Here is a 20,483-nt window from a genome sequence, read left to right on the forward strand (position 1 = left end):
TAAAATTGGATTTCTGCTTAATCTAGTTTTAGGCAGAAATCTCTGGTTATTAAAATCTGATATTTTCTTGATGTACCCAAACTGCTGCTTCAACTCGAGAGCGTAATTGTAGTTTTTTTAAGATATTTTTAACATGAACTTTTACTGTACTTTCGGATATGAAAAGTTTGTTAGCAATCATTTTGTTTGATAAACCAATAGCAATGTTTTCCAGTATGTCCTGTTCCCGAGCACTTAGAACATCAATCGTTACATTGGTTAATTTTTCCTGTTTCTTTTCTCTTAGATTTCCGACTAAAATAGATGTTAATTCAGGACTAATGACCGTTTTCCCTAAACAAGCATTTTCTATAGAAGCTAGTAGTTCTTCGGGTTCCATATCTTTTAGGAGATATCCATCTGCCCCTAATTTAATTGCTTTAGACACATCTTCTTCATAATTTGAAACGGTAAAAATTATAATTTTACTTTTAATGTTTTTTTCTCGTAACAATTTTAATGTTTTCAAACCGCCTAGGTCTGGCATATTAAGGTCTAATAATATTAAGTCAGGTCGGTAGTCAATTGCATACTCAATCCCTTGCTGTCCATTATTTGCTTCTGCGACAACGGTTAGATGCTTTCTGGTATTAAGTAATTGCTTTATGCCATTTCTCAACATCGGGTGATCATCGATTAATAGTATTGTAGCCGAGTCGGCGTTGGTAAATGTGTGCTCTTTAATCATATTACGCTCGTGAATACATAGGGAAAATTAGACAAAATTGAGTCCCTTTACCAGGAGAAGATATAATATCCCATTTGCCTGATAAAGACTGTGCTCTATCACCAATAATCTTTAATCCATAACGGGAGCTTTCTTGTGACGTAGAAAATCCACAGCCATCGTCGAGAACAACCAGAGATATATTGTTATCTTCCATTGATAAATTTAGAGATACGTATGATGCTTGTGCATGTTTATAAATGTTGTTCAATAGTTCACGAATGATTTGTATTAAATGTATTGAATGATGAATCGATATTGTATTAGCAGGAATTGTATAACTGAAATCTATTTTTGTACCTATTTTTTTCTTATATTCAGTTACGGTGTTTTCTAGTGCGGGTAAAAATCCTAGTCCATCTAATTTCAATCTAAAAGTGGTTAGTAATTCTCGAAGTTGGCTATATGCAACGTTTATTTCTTCTCTCATTTCATTAAGAATTTCTACCTGTTCATTGCTTAGATTAGACAAATCCATTTGTAAAATACTTAACTTTATTTTTAGGCAAGAGAGAGATTGAGCAATTGAATCGTGTAGTTCTCTAGCGATTGTATTTCGTTCTTTTAAAATTAATAGCTGTTGGTCTTGTTGAATTTTATAGAAAACGGCAAGTGATTGTGTTAATAATTCGGAAAATGTAATTATTAACTGTTCATTTTCTGTATTTAAGGGGGATGTACTATCTGTTGATATGATAATTTCACCATAATCATTGCTAGAATCTTTTAGTCTTATACTAATTGAAGATACATTTTCAATCATCGGTTTATCTTTATCGAAGCAAAGATTGCAGTGAGAGTTTTCACAAAAGACAGGTCTATTTAATGATCCGAAATCGAATATTTGATTACTATCGCTTTCTTGATAATCCTTAATCGAAATTCTTACCTTGTATATATTAGTTAATTCGATTAATTCTTGCGTTAATGGTGCTAACATTTCGCAACTGTACTGTTCATTGTTAAATTTTTTACATGCTCGGTAAAGAAAATCTAAATATTTATTTTTTTGATTAAGATCCTCAGTCTTTTGGTAAACGATCTGCTCCAAATTCATATACATTTCTTTTAAACTGTCAGACATTAAATTAACCGAGTCACCCAATTCATTCATTTCATCTTTGTGTTTCTGTACGACGAATCTCTTGCTAAAGTCTCCAGATTTAATCGATCTCGATATATCCAATAGTGATATCCAAGGTTTAAATAGCCTTGAGTATAAATTGTTAATTGCATATAATCCAAATATGATAACTAGAATAGTAAAGAATTTTTGAATATATTCTAATGATTTGATGCTTTTCTCTGTACTACGTTCTACTTTATTAATTAAAATATTGGTTTTATTTACAAATCTATCTAAATTTAATTTTATTGAATCAATATCTTTGTTTTCTATCTTTGTTTTAAAGAAATCTACCAATTCATTATGCTCAACACTTAAATCACTTCCTATCATATAGTCATTGATTTCAGGATTATTTAGTATTGATTTAATAATGTTGATATTTTCTGACGGAGTATGATTTTCTTTGGGAATAATGGATTTATAAATTAGCATTCTTATTGACCCAATTTTATTAACAATGTGGGTTCGACCTTGAATATTGTCTACAGTTATAAGTGAAATAAGCATTCCAGAGATCGACATACTACAAAGTATTAATATAAAGAATGAAATTTTTTTGGTTATCGATATGTTTAAAAAATTCATTGTTTTATCTAAGAAACTAGGTTGTTGTATTACCAATAACATATCGCTTTTTTAAGGTATGCGACATACTACTTGTGGGTTAATACCTAATAGTTTGCTTTGGTGGCTCTTCAAGCTAGATAATGTATATTCATTAATATCAGTGAGTTATAAGCTTGGGGTATAACTATAACGAGTAGTGTTGCCAACCAAGACGATTATATTAGGCATATGTTCTTGATCTAAATCAACCATTTTAATGCGTGGTTAGCACTAAATATACTGGTTTTTCCAATAATAATGGTGTTAATCATGTCAATAAATATAGATACAAAGGACATGGCGTCGTCTGATCGAATAAGTACTCATTCAATTAAACAATGGTTCCCTGAAGATAAAGCATTTTGGTTATCTCAGGGGCAACACATTGCAAAGCGAAACTTATGGATTTCGATTCCCTGTCTTCTATTGTCGTTTTGTGTTTGGATGATCTTTAGTGCCGTTGCAGTTAACCTGCCAAAAGTCGGTTTTTCATTTACCACTGAGCAGCTTTTTTTACTAACAGCATTACCTTCGGTCTCCGGTGCACTCGGCCGCATTCCTTACTCTTTTACTATCTCAATATTTGGCGGTAGACGTTGGACCGCATTTAGCACACTTATGCTTGTTGTACCAGTGGTTTGGCTTGGAATAGCAATCAGTAATCCTCATACTTCATATTCCACTTTTGTCATGATTGCTCTGTTATGCGGTTTAGGTGGTGCGAACTTTGCGTCGAGCATGGCTAATATCAGCTTCTTTTATCCCAAAGCAATGCAGGGCAGTGCGCTTGGTTTAAACGGTGGCCTTGGAAACTTAGGTGTAAGCATAATGCAGTTGGTGGTTCCTATCGCTATTTCCATTCAATGGTTTAGTTCGCAACCTCAAGGTCTGCAATTACAAAACGCAGCATGGATTTGGGTTCCGCCCATTTTGCTGCTTAGTGTTATCTCCTGGTTTGGAATGAACGATATAGAAAATGCCAAAGCCTCATTCAAAGAACAGGTAAAAGTACTTAAGCAGGGGCATCTATGGCTGATGAGTTTATTATATCTCTCAGCATTTGGTTCGTTTATTGGCTTCTCTGCTGGTTTTGCTATGTTGTCCCAAACTCAGTTTCCTGAAGTTGATGTTTTAAAATTTGCTTTTGTTGGTCCACTTATTGGAGCGCTTATGCGACCAGTTGGTGGCGCTTGGTCAGATAAATTTGGCGGTATAAAAGTTACGTTTTTGAATTTCGTTCTAATGGCGTTATTAACCACTCTTATCTTCTTTGTCATGTCATCAGAAAATTCATCAGGTAAATTTGTTCTTTTTCTTGTTATCTTTATGGGTTTATTTGCCTGTGCAGGTATTGGCAGCGGCTCAACATTTCAAATGATAGCCGTGTTGTTCCGACGTATTGTTACGCTGCAAGGAAGAGCGGCAGGTTTGGGCGAAGACGTTATTGCTCGTAAATCTGGCACGGACACCGCCGCAGCATTAGGATTTATATCGGCTATTGGCGCATTTGGTGGTTTTTTTATTCCTCAAGCTTTTGGTTTATCGCTTTCCATTACAGGAACAGCATCAAGCGCCTTAATAATATTTCTATTTTTCTATGTTGTTTGTTCCATTATTACATGGTTCGTTTATGGACGAAATATAGAAAATGGTTATGCAACAAAAAAATAAAATACATATCCAATTCGAATATTTATTTAATCGTTGATATTAGCTTTTAATTAATAATTAAAAATAAATAATAATTAGTTCCTAAATATAGGAGAAACACTGAATGAGCAAGTTTTTGGATCGATTTCGATACTTTAAACAAGTCGGAGATTCTTTTTCTGGTGAACACGGACAAACGCTAAATACGAACCGTGATTGGGAAGATGGATACAGAACACGTTGGCAACATGACAAAGTGGTTCGCTCGACTCACGGCGTAAACTGTACGGGTTCATGCAGTTGGAAAATATATGTTAAGAACGGTTTAGTGACTTGGGAAACTCAGCAAACGGACTACCCGAGAACACGCCCGGATTTGCCCAATCATGAGCCGCGAGGTTGTCCACGTGGTGCGAGTTACTCTTGGTATTTATACAGTGCTAACCGTTTGAAATATCCGATGGTGCGCAAACCACTTCTTAAATTATGGCGTGAAGCGAAACAACGCTATTCAGATCCTGTTGACGCTTGGCAATCTATTGTCACTAACCCAACCTCAGCCAAACAGTATAAAACGGCCCGTGGGCGAGGTGGTTTCGTCCGCAGTTCATGGCAGGAAGTGAACGAGATTATTGCTGCTTCTAACGTGCATACCGTCAAACAACACGGTCCTGATCGAGTGGTTGGATTCTCTCCAATTCCTGCGATGTCAATGGTTTCTTATGCTGCTGGTGCGCGTTATCTGTCACTTATCGGTGGTTCATGCTTAAGTTTCTATGATTGGTACTGTGACTTACCACCAGCATCACCGATGACTTGGGGTGAACAGACAGATGTACCAGAATCTGCGGATTGGTATAACTCATCGTATATTATTGCTTGGGGTTCTAACATCCCACAAACCCGTACGCCGGATGCGCACTTTTTTACTGAAGTTCGTTATAAGGGAACCAAGACAGTTGCTATCACTCCCGACTACGCAGAAGTGGCGAAACTGTGTGACCATTGGTTAAATCCAAAACAAGGTACAGACACCGCAGTTGCGTTGGCGATGGGTCATGTCATTCTGCGTGAATTCCATGTTAATCGCCAATCTGAGTACTTCCAGAATTATTTGCGTCAGTATTCGGATATGCCGATGCTGGTGAAACTTGACCGTCGTGAAGATGGCAGTTTTACCGCAGGACGTTTCCTACGTGCTTCTGATTTGGTTAATAATCTAGGTGAAGAGAACAACCCTGACTGGAAAACCATTGCTATTGATGATCTCACTGGTGAACTGGTTGCGCCAAATGGGTCTGCGGGTTATCGCTGGGGAGAGAAAGGGAAGTGGAATTTAGACCAACTTGCTGGTGAAACGCAAGGTGATGTGAGTTTGCGTTTAGGCATTGCCGATCAAGACGATGTAGTTGATGTTGCTTTCCCATATTTTGGTGGCTTAGAGCATGAGCACTTTAATAGCGTCCCTTTGGCTGATTCCATCAATCGTAAATTGCCAGCGAAAAGCATTAAATTAGTCGATGGTTCTCAAGCTTATGTCACTACGGTTTACGATCTAACGTTAGCCAACTACGGTGTTGAACGTGGTCTAAACGATCCAAGTTGTGCACAAGAATATACGGAAATTAAGGCTTATTCACCGGCTTGGGCTGAGAAAATCACCGGTGTTTCTGCCGATGATATTAGCCGTATTGCCCGTGAATTTGCAGATAATGCAGAGAAAACACGCGGCCGTTCAATGATCATCGTTGGTGCTGGTCTTAACCATTGGTATCACATGGATATGAACTACCGTGGTCTGATCAACATGCTAGTGTTCTGCGGTTGTGTAGGTCAAAGTGGTGGTGGCTGGGCACACTATGTGGGTCAAGAGAAACTTCGTCCACAAACCGGTTGGCAGCCTCTGGCATTCGGCCTTGACTGGCAGAAACCGCCGCGTCATATGAACGGTACATCATTCTTCTATAACCATTCTAGTCAATGGCGCTACGAAAAACTCAATACTCAGGAGTTGTTATCCCCGTTGGCGGATAAAACCCGTTATAGCGAGCATCTGATCGATATGAACGTTAAAGCTGAGCGTCTTGGCTGGCTGCCATCATCGCCACAACTTAACGTTAACCCGTTACACATCGCGAAACAGGCGAGTGAGGCAGGGCTTTCTGCAACCGATTACACCGTTAAAGCATTGAAAGAGGGTGAAATTCGTTTCGCATCTGAGCAACCCGAAGATCATTATCCACGTAATATGTTTATCTGGCGTTCTAACCTGCTGGGTTCATCGGGTAAAGGTCATGAGTACCTGCTGAAATACTTACTGGGCACCGAACATGGTATTCAAGGTAAAGATCTGGGTGATTACAGTGTAACTAAACCGAATGAGGTTGAATGGAAGGATACGGCGACACAAGGCAAACTGGATCTTGTTGTTACACTAGATTTCCGTATGTCCAGCACCTGCCTGTTCTCGGATATCGTATTGCCAACGGCGACCTGGTACGAAAAAGATGACATGAATACATCGGATATGCATCCGTTTATTCACCCACTATCAGCCGCAGTCGATCCAGCATGGGAAGCAAAATCTGACTGGGAGATCTATAAAGGTATTGCCAAGGCCTTCTCTCACGTATGTCAGGGACACTTAGGTAAAGAGACCGACGTGGTTACGTTACCGATCCAACATGATTCGCCAGCAGAGATTGCTCAGGCATTCGATGTTAAAGACTGGAAACTGGGTGAATGCGACCTCATCCCAGGTAAAACAGCACCACACATTATGACGGTAGAACGCGACTATCCAAATACTTACGCTCGATTTACCGCGTTAGGCCCACTGTTAAATAGTCAGGGTAACGGTGGTAAAGGCATTAACTGGAATACTGATAACGAAGTCGAATTGTTGAAAAAACTCAACTACGTTCACCATGAAGGTGCCGCTGAGGGCTTAGCTAAGATTGAATCAGCGATCGATGCGGCCGAGGTAATCTTAACTTTAGCACCAGAAACCAATGGTCATGTAGCCGTAAAAGCATGGGATGCATTGAGTGAATTTACTGGTCGTGAGCACCGTCATCTGGCTATCAATAAAGAAGAAGAGAAAATTCGTTTCCGTGATATTCAGGCTCAACCTCGTAAGATTATTTCTAGCCCAACTTGGTCGGGTCTGGAAGATGAACATGTTTCTTATAACGCGGGTTACACCAACGTACATGAGATGATCCCATGGCGTACAGTGACTGGTCGTCAACAGTTGTATCAAGACCATCAATGGATGCGCGATTTTGGTGAAAGTTTGATTGCTTACCGACCGCCAATCAATACCCGTACAGTGCACGACATTATGGGTAAAAAAGGTAATGGTAATAAAGAGAAGGCGCTGAACTGGATCACGCCACACCAAAAATGGGGTATCCACTCAACTTACAGTGAAAACCTACTGATGCTGACATTGTCACGTGGTGGCCCAATTGTATGGATGAGCGAAATTGATGCAAAAGATCTTGGCATTGAAGACAACGACTGGATTGAAGCGTTTAACACCAATGGCTCATTAACCGCTCGTGCTGTCGTGAGTCAACGTGTACCAGAAGGTATGGTGATGATGTATCACGCACAAGAACGTTTAGTCAACATCCCCGGAGCAGAGATTACCGGACAACGTGGCGGTATCCATAACTCGGTGACTCGCGTTTGTCCTAAACCGACGCACATGATTGGTGGCTATGTTCATCAGGCTTATGGTTTTAACTACTACGGCACTGTGGGATCTAACCGCGACGAGTTTGTTGTTGTTCGTCGTATGAAAGAAGTGAAATGGTTGGACAACGAAAACAACGATTATACACAAGCACCTAACATGTACAGTGGTCAGGCAGGGGAGAAATAAGCATGAGAATTCGTTCACAAGTCGGCATGGTACTTAACTTAGATAAGTGTATCGGCTGTCATACCTGTTCTGTTACCTGTAAAAACGTCTGGACCAGCCGTGAAGGCATGGAGTATGCGTGGTTTAACAACGTAGAGAGTAAACCTGGTACTGGTTATCCGACCGATTGGGAAAATCAGGAAAAATGGAAAGGAGGTTGGATCCGTAATATCAAAGGCAAACTTGAGCCTAAAATGGGCAACAAAGTCGGCGTATTAGCAAAACTGTTCAACAACCCTGATATGCCAACGATTGATGACTATTACGAACCGTTCACTTTTGATTATGAACATCTGCATAATGCGCCACAGGGCAAGCATCAACCAATCGCTCGTCCTCGTTCGTTGATCACTGGCGAACGTATGGACAAGATTGAGAAAGGTCCGAACTGGGAAGAGATCCTCGGTGGAGAATTTTCAAAGCGTTCGGCCGATCAGAACTTCAACGCTATGCAAAAAGAGATGTACGGGCAGTTTGAAAATACGTTCATGATGTATTTACCTCGCCTGTGTGAGCACTGTTTAAACCCAGCGTGTGCGGCTACGTGTCCGAGTGGCGCTATCTATAAGCGTGAAGAAGACGGCATCGTTCTGATTGACCAAGACAAATGTCGTGGCTGGCGTATGTGCTTAACGGGTTGTCCGTATAAGAAAATCTATTTCAACTGGAAGAGTGGTAAGTCAGAAAAATGTATTTTCTGTTATCCGCGTATTGAAGCGGGCCAACCAACCGTATGTTCTGAAACTTGTGTCGGTCGTATTCGCTACCTTGGTGTCATTCTGTACGATGCTGATCGCATTGAAGAGGCGGCATCCGCAACCAATACCGCCGATTTGTATCAGAATCAGCTTGATATCTTCTTAGATCCAAACGATCCAAAAGTGATTGAAGAGGCATTAAAGCAAGGTATTACAGAAAGCGTACTTCAGGCTGCGCAAAACTCTCCAGTGTATAAGATGGCGATAGATTGGAAACTCGCTCTACCTCTGCACCCTGAATATCGTACTTTACCCATGGTTTGGTATGTTCCACCGTTGTCACCAATTCAGTCTGCCTCAGACGCCGGGTTTATTGGTAGTGAAGGTGTATTGCCCGATGTGAAGAGCTTACGTATTCCGCTTCAGTACTTAGCCAATATGTTAACTGCTGGACAAACAGCTCCGGTGTTAAATGCGCTAAATCGTATGCTGGCGATGCGTCACTTTAAACGCGCCGAAACTGTTGACGGCATACTTGATACCAGTGCGCTTGAACAGGTTGGTTTGACTGCTCACCAAGCACAGGAGATGTATCGCTACCTTGCTATCGCCAACTATGAAGACCGTTTTGTTGTGCCAAGTAGTCATCGTGAATTGGCTAAAGAAGCTTTCCCAGAAGCAAAAGGTTGTGGATTCAGCTTTGGTAATGGTTGCCATGGCGGTGATGATAGCAAGTTTAATCTGTTTAATAGCCAACGAATTAATGCCATTGATATTACTGCTAAGACATTAGGAGACGAGTCATGACCATGAAATCGTTACAGTTAATAGCTCTGTTACTTGATTATCCGGAAGAGGATGTTTGGCAAAGCGCAACTGAATTGCACAATGCGATTGACTTGTGTCATGAACTCACTAACCAGCAAAAAGTGGCACTCAATGCGTTTATCAAACTTATAGCTAAAGGGCCCTTAATGGACAAACAAGCCGATTATTGTGATCTGTTTGACCGAGGTCGTTCACTCTCCTTGTTGTTGTTTGAACACGTGCACGGTGAATCTCGCGATCGAGGCCAGGCGATGATTGATCTGATTAATCAGTATGCCAGTGCAGGAATGGAGCTTATTTCTAAACAGTTACCCGATTACTTGCCAACGTATTTGGAGTACCTGTCACGTTTAGAAAGTGGTGAGGCTGTCGAGGGTTTAAAAGATATCGCGCCAATTTTGGCTTTGCTGCAAGAGCGACTCACTCAGAGGGAGAGTCACTATAAGGTGTTGCTACAAACTTTGGTTGAATTGTCTGGTGAAATGATTGCTCAGCAAGTATTAGCCGACACGGTTGCTAAAGAAGCAAAAGATTATACACCGCAAGCTCTCGATGCGGTGTGGGAAGAAGAGCAGATTAAATTCTTAGGTGAAGAGGGATGTGCTTCGGCACAGCAAGTTCAACATCAGCGACGCTTTGCTGATGCTGTTGTTCCACAGTACCTAGACATCAATGCATTAAATGGAGCTTAACCATGAATTTTCTAAGTGGTTTTTTCTTTGACATCTACCCATATATTGCCGGTGCAGTATTTCTAATCGGCAGTTGGGTTCGATACGATTATGGTCAATACACATGGCGAGCAGGTTCCAGTCAGCTACTGGATAATACCAACATGCGTCTAGCTTCTGGGTTATTTCACATCGGCATTATCGGCATCTTTTTAGGCCATTTTTTCGGTATGTTAACCCCACACTGGGTGTATGAGTCATTCCTTTCTCTGCCAACTAAGCAAGCTATTGCCATGATAGCTGGCGGCGCGTGTGGTTTGATGACCATCGCCGGTGGTGCCATGTTACTTAAACGTCGTTTAACGAATGTGCGAGTTCGTGCTACATCCTCATTTGCCGATATCATGATCTTAACACTGCTGGTGGTTCAGGCATCACTCGGTGTTTTGACCATCCCGTTTTCAGCGCAGCATATGGATGGCAGTGAAATGATGAAACTGGTTGGCTGGGCGCAAGATGTAGTGACTTTCCATGCGGGAGCATCTGGTAATCTTGAAGGGGTGAGCTTTATTTTTAGACTGCACATGGTGCTAGGTATGACGATTTTCTTACTCTTCCCATTCTGTCGTTTGGTACATATCTGGAGCGTTCCGGTTGAATATCTGACGCGTCGCTATCAAATAGTGAGAAGCAGAAGATAATTCCCTTTAACGAAGTGAGCACCTTGATAACGTGCTCACTTTGCTTATATTTTTGATTAAATTGATTATACCCAAACTACTTGGAGTTGCAGGTAGGCGACAAGTGAGTGAATCTCCATGAGCATAGATGAACTATGTGATTGGGGTGAGCGAACGCAGTCAACACCGCTGCAGCTTCAAGTAGGAAGGGGATATCGATTTTAATGGTAAGGGCAAGGTATGGTGTATCATGTCTCAAAAAAATACCTTTTAAAGAAAGGATTAGAACCATTTATCCTTACTTTACTTTGGTTGTTGTTAGCTTATCTAACTTCACTCATTATTAGCGTTGATATAAATGAACAACTAATTATTACTATAAAAAACTCTAGTGTCATTTTGTTTTTAACAACACTATTAATAACGATAGTACGTATTTATTTTCTAACGAATACAGTACTTGTGATAGATAAAAATGGAGTAGTTTATCGGGTAAGAGAGAAAGCACTTAAGTTTTCATGGGTAGATTTATCAAGAGTTAGAGTCTATAAATCCAAACGAAAGTTCATAAGCCTTGAGCTCTTCCCTCACAATAAAAAATTAACAGTGTACTTTTTTGATGGATTGGATGATTTGGTTGGAGATATTGAGAGAAATAGAAAAAATAGTAACTATATTTTGTCGGAGTTTATTGATGTTAAAACATGATAAGAGATAAATCTATAGTCTTTTATTTCTTACAAGAGCACGCCGTACATTTTTGCACATTTTCCCAAATGAATATATTTCATCAAATGTAGGTGGAACTCCCCTATTTAGTTGATGTTGCCAATAGGATAATTCGGAATCGACAAGTTCCATTAGCTTTTTAGGGCAACCGATACAATTATTATCAGTTCCACATTTAAAAGTATCTTCATTGTATAGTGGAAATTCTACTTTAACGGCATCAATTATTTGCTGCATCGCCGTTATTCTGTCTGGTTTTCTGTTCATAAACTCACCTCTCGATACGGCATTATCGATGATAGAAACCTAAATTTCAGTTATCCTAAAGAGTTAAAAGTTTTTAACAGTTCGTATTGGTTTTGTTGCGTAATTCAGACGAGAGATTAAGCTGCCTAAAGTTGAGCGCGTTTTATACAATATAACGAGTTTCAGGCATACCAAGCCCTGTAAGCTTGTTCAGCGCTTTAATCATTGCATAAGTTTCACCAACCTGAGCGTTGTAATTTCGAAGACTGAGTTTCCCACCCAACAACTGTTTCACTCGATACATTGCCGTCTCTGATAGCGAGCGCTTATGATAGCCATACCGCTTTTTCCACTTATTGTTCGAGCCGTAAAGTTTCTGACAACCTACCGCTAAATTGCGAGGATGCCCCCGCTCCCAAAAGGTCGCCCCCTCCCGTGGCGGGATGAGCGGAACCGCTCGCTTGATTCGTATTGCATCATGGCAATGTCTTGTGTCATAAGCACCATCACCTGATATTTCGGCGATTTTACGACGTGTCTGTTTAAGTAGGTTTGGAAGCACTTCGGCATCGGTAACGTTAGATAAACTCAGCTCTGCTGCGACTATTTCGTGGGTGTGGGTATCTACTGCTAAATGTAGCTTACGTCAGACTCTGCGCTTCCCATCAGTACCATGCTTTTTCACCTTCCATTCACCTTCGCCATAGACCTTGAGACCAGTGGCATCAATGGCCAAATGCTGTATCACACCTCTAGTTTTGGTTTTAAATGAAACCTCTACTTCTTTAGCTCAACGGCTTATACAGGTGTAATGCGGACAAACAAGCGGCATGTTAGCCAACTTAAATACGGAGTCTATGAAACCTTGTAGCGCTCTTAATGGTATAGAAAAAATGCGTTTTACCATCAGTGCGGTAGTAATAGCTAGGTCACTGAATTGACGAGGCCTGCCTCGTTTGTCCGGTTTGCTTTGCTTCCATTCGCGAATGGCATCTTCATCAATCCAAAAAGTGAGTGAACCGCGATTGATTAAAGCTTTGTTGTACTGTTTCCAGTTAGTTGTTTTATAACGAGGTTTCGACATAAGGCTACGATGATTAACTGATTTAGCCGATCAGATCGTAACTTCCTGATTTAGTTCCATCGAATTACGCAACAAAGCCATTACTGATTTTAATATGTCCAAGAACATTGAATAGTTGTGTCAAACAAGCGTCAAAGAATTCAAAAGAGGGTTAGCGGGAAATTAGCTAACAAATATCTGCCCCATTGCGTGTTTCAGGACAAACCTTGCGCTGTAGCTAAGAACTCAGTATTGCTATAAATTATCTAATCTCATTTTGAATGGAAAGACGAGTTGTGAGCAAAAAACGGTTATCTGAAAAAGAACTGGTCGAGGGGATGACACCCCATACTGCGCATAGTGATGAACTAGCTGAGGTAACATTGGATGAGTTGGGCCTTGAAATTTCTGAAAGTGATTACAAGGCCGCGTTGAAGCGAATTGAATCACTGTTTGATGCAGCCGAACCCGGCACTCCTGAAGGTGACGAGCTTGAAAGGCTCGCTGCATTGGTTGAAGAATATGAGGAAAAACACTTCCCCATTAAATAACTGCAACGCATTTTTGCCTCTATATGTGTTGCAGCCGTACCGTCTATTTAATAAGACTGACTAATGGCTTAATGACTTTTCCAATTGTGCAGCAGCTTGTTTGAAGGAATCCGTCTGAATCAAAAATACCCCGTACATCAATCTTGACATGGAGTCCTGAGAGCCTCCTTAGCTCAGTGACTGACCTACTTTTCTTATAACATGATATGTACTCAGCTTTGTTTGATATGTTATATCAGACAAAGCTTTTCGGGTTTACATGTAATTACTTAAGATACGCCCGCATGGAGGTGATACATGAACGACTCAAAACCCTTCAAGGGGTGACATTTCAATTGAATACGTGTGTTAAATTGCCAGATTTACACTTAATTGGAGGCGCTACAGGTAGAACAACTGATGATTTCGAATCATACATTAATTACTGTGAATAACATCTTCGGGCACCTCCAAAGACTAGGTGAAATTTGTCTTGGGAAGCGGACAACAGATCTTAAAATTTGATCGAATTACAAACACAATTACTAAGGCGTTATTGTTAAACGATGAATAACAATGAGTTATGATGTAAAAGTGATGTGATAATAGTCGAGCCTAAGATAAAAATGTCTCACTTAAGGCCAAACTGAGATTTCACTTAAGAACAGCATATTGATTAGTGTCCTTTGTTTTGTAATTTTTAAGTTAATAGTTATATAACCATCTTTTGTATAATGAGATATCCTAATTTTTAAGGCAAAAAATGTCTTTTGTTGCCATTAAAACTAATGGTGCTTTGTGTTTTAAGTGATTAAATTTAATCCAAAAATTAATTTCACAACGTGCGTTTCACAACATGCGTATTAAACTCACAACTGCCCATAACGTGTCAGTTTGATTTCTGCCGTCACGAAACTGCCCCTTTGTATTTTATCATTAAAACACCTCACACTTTGCTATGCTTCCATTTGACCTAGTTTATCTAATACATCAATATGCCATTTATTGACTACTGAGTAGGTGGTTGTTAGGACCTATCTACCTCATTGATACAAAGGTAAAAAATGGAATTTTTTGTTGGGGCTATCATCATCTATATTCTGTACAAGCTGATAACTAGGAACTCTAAGTCCAAAACTTCCAACAGCTATAACTCTCCCAAAAACAATACAGTCTCAAAGCCTTCTGTTCAAAAGAGTGATGCTTATGGCACGCAAGCGATATCAGTTTCCTCATACAATGAAAATGATGAAGAGTTTGCAACGTTTACAATTCACACGAGTTTTGGAAGAGAAGCTGAAAAATCGTCTAACAAACAAAAGGGCCGATGGGTTGGCGAAAGTGAACAGCTCACTATTATCGGAAGAAACCTCAACAAAGGTCTTTTTTACTTTGGTGGGATAATGAACTCACTTGATGGATATGGGGTAGAACCATCTCTTATCGATGAGGAACGCCCCGCATCGAAATCTTTAATGAAAATCGGGGCGGAATTACATACCGACGAAACACTAGGGTACTGGCCAAGTTATTCCTCTTTATCAAAAGAGTGCAGAGGTGCCTATCTAGACTGGTTAGCGTCTGACCGCTCTGATCCAAACACACCAATCGGATACGTATTCATTTACTTCTATGGTTTTGAAAGAAGAATCATTGAAAATCAAACTAGCTCACAGGTATCCGATCAAGAATTTACCACAATATTTGAAGAGGTATTACGTCTCCATAAAGTGTTCAATACAAACCGCTCTTTTAGAGGATATTCAGCCAATTTTCTTGAGTTGATGGCTTTGCTCAGACCGACTCTACTTGAACAACGGATTGCAAAAATACCAGATACAAACAATGCATTGTCATTCAAGCTGAAACTAGCCAAAACCATAGTTAATGGGCAACCCGTTGGAGCTGAGTTAGCTTTAGACTGGTTAAAAGATACATTTGAATATTCGCTAAAAACTCCAGCTCGTAGATGTGAAAAGGAGTTTCGGAAACTTTTCGAAATAAGATTCTCTCAAAAATTTGGCAAGGGTATATCAGTCAAGCCAAACAAAACAAAGCTTCGACTCTCATATCACGCAGCAAGCAACGGCATTAATGGTATTGATTTAAATCTGGAAGAGTTGCCTGATCCGAGTATTCTCAAAGGTCCCATAAACAAGCTTATTCCTATTGCAGAGCAGTGTGCAGAAGAGTTAAGTAGCTATAGTCGCTACTTAGGCAAGGCTGATACCTCGAAAAATGATATAGCCGCACTGATGTTACTACCAAAAGAACTAGCAAATGAATCCAACTCATCAGTCATTGAATCTTTTAAGTCATGGGCTGTTCAAGTAGTTCAGAATAATAACGGAATAACAACTGTTAAAGAGTTCTGGTCTCACACTGGAATACCGCTTCCCAAATCTATGAACAAGAAAGAAAACGAGCTCCTTATCAAACTTGCTGCTAAAGCTGATATAGGTATCGCCCCGGATATGCGTTTTCATCAAACCAAGTTCAAAGCTGATGGCAACATTGTATTGTTCTCACCAGGGCATGGTGAATTTTTTGAACCTAGCTCGGCTTTCAACCAAGTAAGTCTGTGGATGAGGCTTGGTACAATGGTGGCAACTATTGACGGTATCGTTGACCAAGATGAAAAACTGACGCTGCAAAAACTAATTGAACATGATGACCGACTGTCTCCATCCGAGAAAAGTTCACTGAATGCTTATCTGACGTGGCGACTTAATAGTCCAGCGAATACTGCGGGATTAAAAGCAAGAATAGAGCAACTCAATTCACCACAAATTGAATCCTTAAAGAAATTTATGATTTCAATTGCTCTTGCTGACGGTAAGGTCGATTCATCTGAAATAAAACAAATGGAGAAAATCTATACATGCCTAGGATTAGATAAATCACTTGTTACGAGCGACATTCACAACCTAGCATCCACAAGAACACCTAATTCCTCCTATCCAACAAATACAGACGAAAGCGGAGGTAAGTTCCAGTTGGATGAGGACATTCTGGCGATGCATGAGAGTGATACCAGCGATGCCAAGAGCATGTTAGAAAGCATATTTACGGTTGATATCGAACCAGAAATAGAGACGATGAGTTCGTTCTCTACAGGCCATGATGGACTGGATAATGAGCATAAAAATCTGTTCGATATGCTGCTTAGTAAAGAAATATGGCCTCGAAATGAAGTTCATGAACTTTGTAAGAAACTTAACTTAATGGTTGATGGCGCTATAGAAACTATCAATGACTGGGCTTACGAAAAAGTAGATGCTCCTGTCTTGGATGATGATGGTGATATATACGTCGATCTAGAAATTGTAAAAGAATTAAAAGGTTAAATGATGGTTGCAAAAAAAATACGTGCAAAAGAAAGAGATGCAATTATCCAATCGCTGAAATCTGGTGTAACTCCCAAAGTTGGGATTCAGCATATTCAAGTTGGTCGCGTTAACGAGCTAAAAGCACTTCTTCAAGATATTGAACGCATCTCCGATGGAGGCTCAGCCTTTAGGCTTATTATTGGAGAATATGGATCAGGCAAAACATTTTTCTTAAGTGTTGTTCGAGCTATTGCTTTAGAAAGAAAGTTGGTAACTGTTAATGCTGACTTGTCTCCTGATAGACGAATGCATGCATCTGCTGGGCAAGCTAGAAATCTATACTCAGAACTAATGCGCAATATGTCCACGCGCAATAAACCAGATGGAAATGCGCTAACCAGTGTGGTTGAAAAGTTTATCACTGAAACGAGAAAGGAAGCTGATACGACTGGAAAAAACATTAATACAGTTATACATGAAAAGCTATCTTCAATTTCTGATCTTGTCGGTGGATATGACTTCGCCAAAGTCATTGAGGCTTATTGGATTGGACATGAAGAAGACAATGACACACAAAAAGCTAATGCCATAAAATGGCTTCGCGCTGAATATTCAACTAAAACGGACGCCCGCAAAGATTTAGGCGTCAGAACAATAATTTCAGATACGTCTTTTTATGATGCACTCAAAATAATGAGTCTATTCGTTCGCCAAGCGGGATATCAGGGGTTGCTCGTTAACCTCGATGAAATGGTAAATCTGTATAAGTTGAATAACACAACAGCTAGGACTTCTAACTATGAACAAATATTACGAATTCTCAACGACTGTCTACAAGGCACTACCGAGTATTTAGGCTTTTTACTTGGTGGAACGCCTGAATTCCTGCTTGATCCTAGGAAAGGTCTTTATAGTTATGAAGCCCTTCAGTCCAGACTTGCGGGAAATAACTTTGCGAAGCAAGCAGGCCTTATCGATTACTCATCTCCAGCACTGCACCTCGCAAGCTTGACCCCGGAAGAGCTGTATATACTACTAAAAAATTTGCGTCACGTTTATGCCGAAGGTGATGAAAGCAAATATCTTGTTCCTGACGAATCCCTAATGGCGTTTCTAAAACATTGCAGTCAGACTATTGGAGACGCTTATTTTCGAACTCCACGTAATACGATAAAGGCTTTTTTGGATATGCTTGCGGTAATCGATCAAAATCCAACGATAAGCTGGAACAACCTAGTTTCATCGGTTGGAATTGAAGAAGATAAGCCCTCTGACGTTGAACTTGAATTAGATGAAAACGAAGATGGCCTCGCTGACTTCAAATTATGATTAATGAACATGAAAAGCTCGATGTCCGAGTTCAGCGTTGGATATTTAAACAAGGTTGGGCAAACCTACGAGAAATCCAATGCCTAGCTATTGAGCCGATTCTTTCAGCGAAAACAGACCTTGTTATCAGTGCCTCGACAGCTGCGGGAAAAACTGAAGCATTTTTTCTTCCAGCAATCAGTGCTATTGCTAATCAAGATGAAGGGGTTGGTATCCTTTATATCAGCCCGCTAAAAGCTTTAATAAATGATCAAGATAGACGTTTAGAAAGCCTCTCAGATCTAATGGATTTGCCAGTCACCCCGTGGCACGGAGACAGTGCTAAAAGCCGAAAGAATAAGTTAAAAACTACACCAGCGGGAATTGTATTAATCACTCCCGAATCGCTCGAATCGTTGCTTATCCGAGATTCAGGCTGGATGAAGTCTGCATTTTCTGATTTGAAATATATCGTCATTGATGAGTTTCACGCATTTCTTGGCACTGAGCGCGGACATCACTTACTTTCTTTGCTTCATCGATTGGAGCATCTTCTTGGGAGTTTGAAGAAGCCGATTCCTAGGGTTGCTTTGAGTGCAACTCTCGGTGAGTTAGATAAAGTCCCATTGTCACTTCGTCCTAATCAATCTTTGCCATGTAAAATAATAAGGGACTCGAATTCGACATCGGTACTTAAGGTGCAAGTCAAAGGGTATGTGAACCCAGCTCAGGTAGACAGTGAAACGCCAATTGACGCTGAATACAAAATCTGCCAAGACCTATTTAAATTTTGTCGAGGAGGTAACCATTTAGTATTTGCAAATAGCCGGAAAAGAACTGAAAGCATTGCTGCAACGCTTAGCGATTTCTGTGATCAGCAATGCGTGCCGAATGAGTTCTTTCCTCACCATGGTTCGCTTGCCAAGGAATTGAGAGAAGACCTAGAGAAACGTCTTCTACAAGAGCAGTATCCTACTACAGCGGTGTGTACCATGACTCTTGAGTTGGGTATCGATATTGGAAAAGTAAACTCCGTCGTTCAGGTTACGGCCCCTCACTCAATTTCGAGCCTGCGACAGAGAATGGGACGCTCAGGAAGACGTGGTGGTCCTTCTATACTGCGAGTGTTGATTGCAGAGGATGAACTCACAAAAGATTCAAACGTTGTCGATATACTCCGCCTGGAGTTAATACAATCCCTAGCAATGATTAGGCTACTCATCGGCAGTAAATGGTATGAGCCTGCAGATTCGTCCCTTTACCACTTTTCTACACTTCTACATCAAATACTCGCTGTTATAGCTCAGTGGGGGGCATTCGGGCCGATCAATTATTTAACTTGCTCTGTAAAGAAGGACCATTTCAGAAAGTTGGCGTAGATGACTTCAAAGGACTTTTAGGTCATATGGGGAATACTAATCTAATTACTCAGCTAGGTAATGGTGAATTAGTTTTAGGCATCTTAGGTGAACGTATTACAAGTCACTATTCATTTTATGCTGTATTCAAAACGCCAGAAGAGTACAGGGTTATTAATGGGACAAAAACGCTGGGAACACTTCCTATCGACTCACTTGTGTTAGTTGGGCAGAACATTGTGTTTGGTGGGAAACGATGGAAAGTAAATGATATCGATAGTGACAAAAAAACCATTTATGTTGAACGCGCTAAAGGCGGTAAACCACCAAAATTTGGCGGCAGTGGAATGACAATCCATGACGTCGTTCGCCAAGAAATGTTTCGCATACTCAAAGATGGTGACTACAGAATTTCAGTCGGTAATAAAAAAGTGGATTTTGCAGATGCTATTGCAAGAGAACAATTCAAGGAAAGTGTCACCTTTTTTCAACTATCAGATTTAGCACGAAAACCGCTGCTGAAAGTTGGCAACAGTACTTATTTGTTTACATGGTTGGGAGATAAAGTAGTCAATACTATTGTAGCTCTCCTAATCATGAATGGATACGAAGCTAGCGCATATGCCGGTGTTATTGAAGTGGAAAAAACATCCGTTGAGGGTGTTAAATCGACTTTACGTACTTTAGCTTCAAAAAAACTGCCTAGTGAGACAGAGTTAGCCCAGTCCGTACTGGAAAAGCAAATCGATAAGTTTGACGAGTTTTTGCCTGAGGATATTCTCTCTATTGGATATGGTACAAAGGCGTTTGATATAAATGGGGCTAAAGAGTGGCTTAATATTGTTTAATATCTGTACCAGACATAGGCTTCCCATACCTGATTTAATCCGTATATTGCTAATTTAAGTAGAAACTCTAACGAACTGTCCAGAACCTTCACAGTTGGCACTTCGTAACTCAAAAA

Annotated in this window: 14 protein-coding genes and 1 pseudogene; 11 read left to right on the top strand and 4 right to left on the bottom strand. The window is 40.3% G+C overall.

Annotated elements, in window-relative coordinates:
* Nucleotides 1-49: 49 nt before the first annotated feature.
* Nucleotides 50-727, bottom strand: a complete 678-nt coding sequence (gene narL, locus P4S58_RS22265; RefSeq protein ID WP_237292082.1) for a two-component system response regulator NarL — start codon at nt 725-727, stop codon at nt 50-52.
* A gap of 1 nt (nt 728) precedes the next feature.
* Nucleotides 729-2,402 carry a histidine kinase gene (locus P4S58_RS22270; RefSeq protein WP_237292081.1) on the bottom strand — a complete coding sequence of 558 codons (1,674 nt, stop codon included), beginning with the start codon at nt 2,400-2,402 and terminating at the stop codon, nt 729-731.
* A gap of 369 nt (nt 2,403-2,771) precedes the next feature.
* On the opposite strand from P4S58_RS22270, the gene P4S58_RS22275 reads away from it, so the two are divergent.
* From P4S58_RS22275 to P4S58_RS22300, 6 genes are all read left to right on the top strand, one after another.
* Complete coding sequence (locus P4S58_RS22275; protein ID WP_337165798.1) at nt 2,772-4,172, top strand: NarK family nitrate/nitrite MFS transporter; 1,401 nt, start codon at nt 2,772-2,774, stop codon at nt 4,170-4,172.
* A gap of 103 nt (nt 4,173-4,275) precedes the next feature.
* Nucleotides 4,276-8,040, top strand: a complete 3,765-nt coding sequence (locus P4S58_RS22280) for a nitrate reductase subunit alpha (protein WP_237292080.1) — start codon at nt 4,276-4,278, stop codon at nt 8,038-8,040.
* Between the two features lie 2 nt (nt 8,041-8,042).
* Entirely contained in the window at nt 8,043-9,584 is a 1,542-nt protein-coding gene (gene narH, locus P4S58_RS22285; RefSeq protein WP_237292079.1) for a nitrate reductase subunit beta, read from the top strand.
* Complete coding sequence (gene narJ, locus P4S58_RS22290) at nt 9,581-10,297, top strand: nitrate reductase molybdenum cofactor assembly chaperone (RefSeq protein WP_237292078.1); 717 nt, start codon at nt 9,581-9,583, stop codon at nt 10,295-10,297. Before narH ends, narJ begins: the two co-directional genes overlap by 4 nt.
* A 2-nt stretch (nt 10,298-10,299) precedes the next feature.
* A complete protein-coding gene (narI, locus tag P4S58_RS22295) occupies nt 10,300-10,977 on the top strand; it encodes a respiratory nitrate reductase subunit gamma (RefSeq protein WP_237292077.1) in 678 nt (225 codons plus the stop codon).
* Nucleotides 10,978-11,196: 219 nt separating this feature from the next.
* Complete coding sequence (locus tag P4S58_RS22300) at nt 11,197-11,664, top strand: hypothetical protein (protein ID WP_237292076.1); 468 nt, start codon at nt 11,197-11,199, stop codon at nt 11,662-11,664.
* A gap of 12 nt (nt 11,665-11,676) precedes the next feature.
* On the opposite strand, the gene P4S58_RS22305 is transcribed toward P4S58_RS22300, so the two are convergent.
* Nucleotides 11,677-11,952: a hypothetical protein gene (locus tag P4S58_RS22305; protein ID WP_102969789.1), complete on the bottom strand. Its 276-nt coding sequence runs from the start codon at nt 11,950-11,952 to the stop codon at nt 11,677-11,679.
* 142 nt (nt 11,953-12,094) lie between these two features.
* A pseudogene (locus P4S58_RS22310) lies at nt 12,095-13,015 on the bottom strand (IS5 family transposase).
* A 275-nt stretch (nt 13,016-13,290) separates the two neighbouring features.
* Here P4S58_RS22310 and P4S58_RS22315 point away from each other — a divergent pair.
* From P4S58_RS22315 to P4S58_RS22335, 5 genes are all read left to right on the top strand, one after another.
* A complete protein-coding gene (locus P4S58_RS22315) occupies nt 13,291-13,545 on the top strand; it encodes a hypothetical protein (protein WP_237292075.1) in 255 nt (84 codons plus the stop codon).
* 1,043 nt (nt 13,546-14,588) lie between these two features.
* On the top strand, nt 14,589-16,871 hold the full coding sequence (locus P4S58_RS22320; RefSeq protein ID WP_237292074.1) for a tellurite resistance TerB family protein: 2,283 nt from the start codon (nt 14,589-14,591) through the stop codon (nt 16,869-16,871).
* The gene (locus tag P4S58_RS22325; RefSeq protein ID WP_237292073.1) at nt 16,872-18,182 is read left to right on the top strand and encodes an ATP-binding protein; all 1,311 of its coding nucleotides are present in this window, start codon (nt 16,872-16,874) and stop codon (nt 18,180-18,182) included.
* On the top strand, nt 18,179-19,540 hold the full coding sequence (locus P4S58_RS22330; protein ID WP_337165801.1) for a DEAD/DEAH box helicase: 1,362 nt from the start codon (nt 18,179-18,181) through the stop codon (nt 19,538-19,540). Before P4S58_RS22325 ends, P4S58_RS22330 begins: the two co-directional genes overlap by 4 nt.
* Before the next feature lie 26 nt (nt 19,541-19,566).
* Entirely contained in the window at nt 19,567-20,367 is an 801-nt protein-coding gene (locus P4S58_RS22335; protein ID WP_337165803.1) for a hypothetical protein, read from the top strand.
* Nucleotides 20,368-20,483 lie beyond the last annotated feature (116 nt).

The sequence above is a fragment of the Vibrio sp. Hal054 genome (assembly GCF_037162405.1).
GTDB lineage: Bacteria > Pseudomonadota > Gammaproteobacteria > Enterobacterales > Vibrionaceae > Vibrio > Vibrio diazotrophicus.

Excerpts from the sequence above, each read along its gene's own strand:
- narI (WP_237292077.1), top strand. The coding sequence starts at position 10,300 with ATGAATTTTCTAAGTGGTTTTTTCTTTGACATCTACCCATATATTGCC.
- P4S58_RS22300 (WP_237292076.1), top strand. The coding sequence starts at position 11,197 with ATGGTGTATCATGTCTCAAAAAAATACCTTTTAAAGAAAGGATTAGAA.
- P4S58_RS22280 (WP_237292080.1), top strand. The coding sequence starts at position 4,276 with ATGAGCAAGTTTTTGGATCGATTTCGATACTTTAAACAAGTCGGAGAT.
- P4S58_RS22305 (WP_102969789.1), bottom strand. The coding sequence starts at position 11,952 with ATGAACAGAAAACCAGACAGAATAACGGCGATGCAGCAAATAATTGAT.
- P4S58_RS22275 (WP_337165798.1), top strand. The coding sequence starts at position 2,772 with ATGTCAATAAATATAGATACAAAGGACATGGCGTCGTCTGATCGAATA.
- P4S58_RS22335 (WP_337165803.1), top strand. The coding sequence starts at position 19,567 with ATGGGGAATACTAATCTAATTACTCAGCTAGGTAATGGTGAATTAGTT.
- narH (WP_237292079.1), top strand. The coding sequence starts at position 8,043 with ATGAGAATTCGTTCACAAGTCGGCATGGTACTTAACTTAGATAAGTGT.
- P4S58_RS22320 (WP_237292074.1), top strand. The coding sequence starts at position 14,589 with ATGGAATTTTTTGTTGGGGCTATCATCATCTATATTCTGTACAAGCTG.
- narJ (WP_237292078.1), top strand. The coding sequence starts at position 9,581 with ATGACCATGAAATCGTTACAGTTAATAGCTCTGTTACTTGATTATCCG.
- narL (WP_237292082.1), bottom strand. The coding sequence starts at position 727 with ATGATTAAAGAGCACACATTTACCAACGCCGACTCGGCTACAATACTA.
- P4S58_RS22325 (WP_237292073.1), top strand. The coding sequence starts at position 16,872 with ATGATGGTTGCAAAAAAAATACGTGCAAAAGAAAGAGATGCAATTATC.
- P4S58_RS22330 (WP_337165801.1), top strand. The coding sequence starts at position 18,179 with ATGATTAATGAACATGAAAAGCTCGATGTCCGAGTTCAGCGTTGGATA.
- P4S58_RS22270 (WP_237292081.1), bottom strand. The coding sequence starts at position 2,402 with ATGCTTATTTCACTTATAACTGTAGACAATATTCAAGGTCGAACCCAC.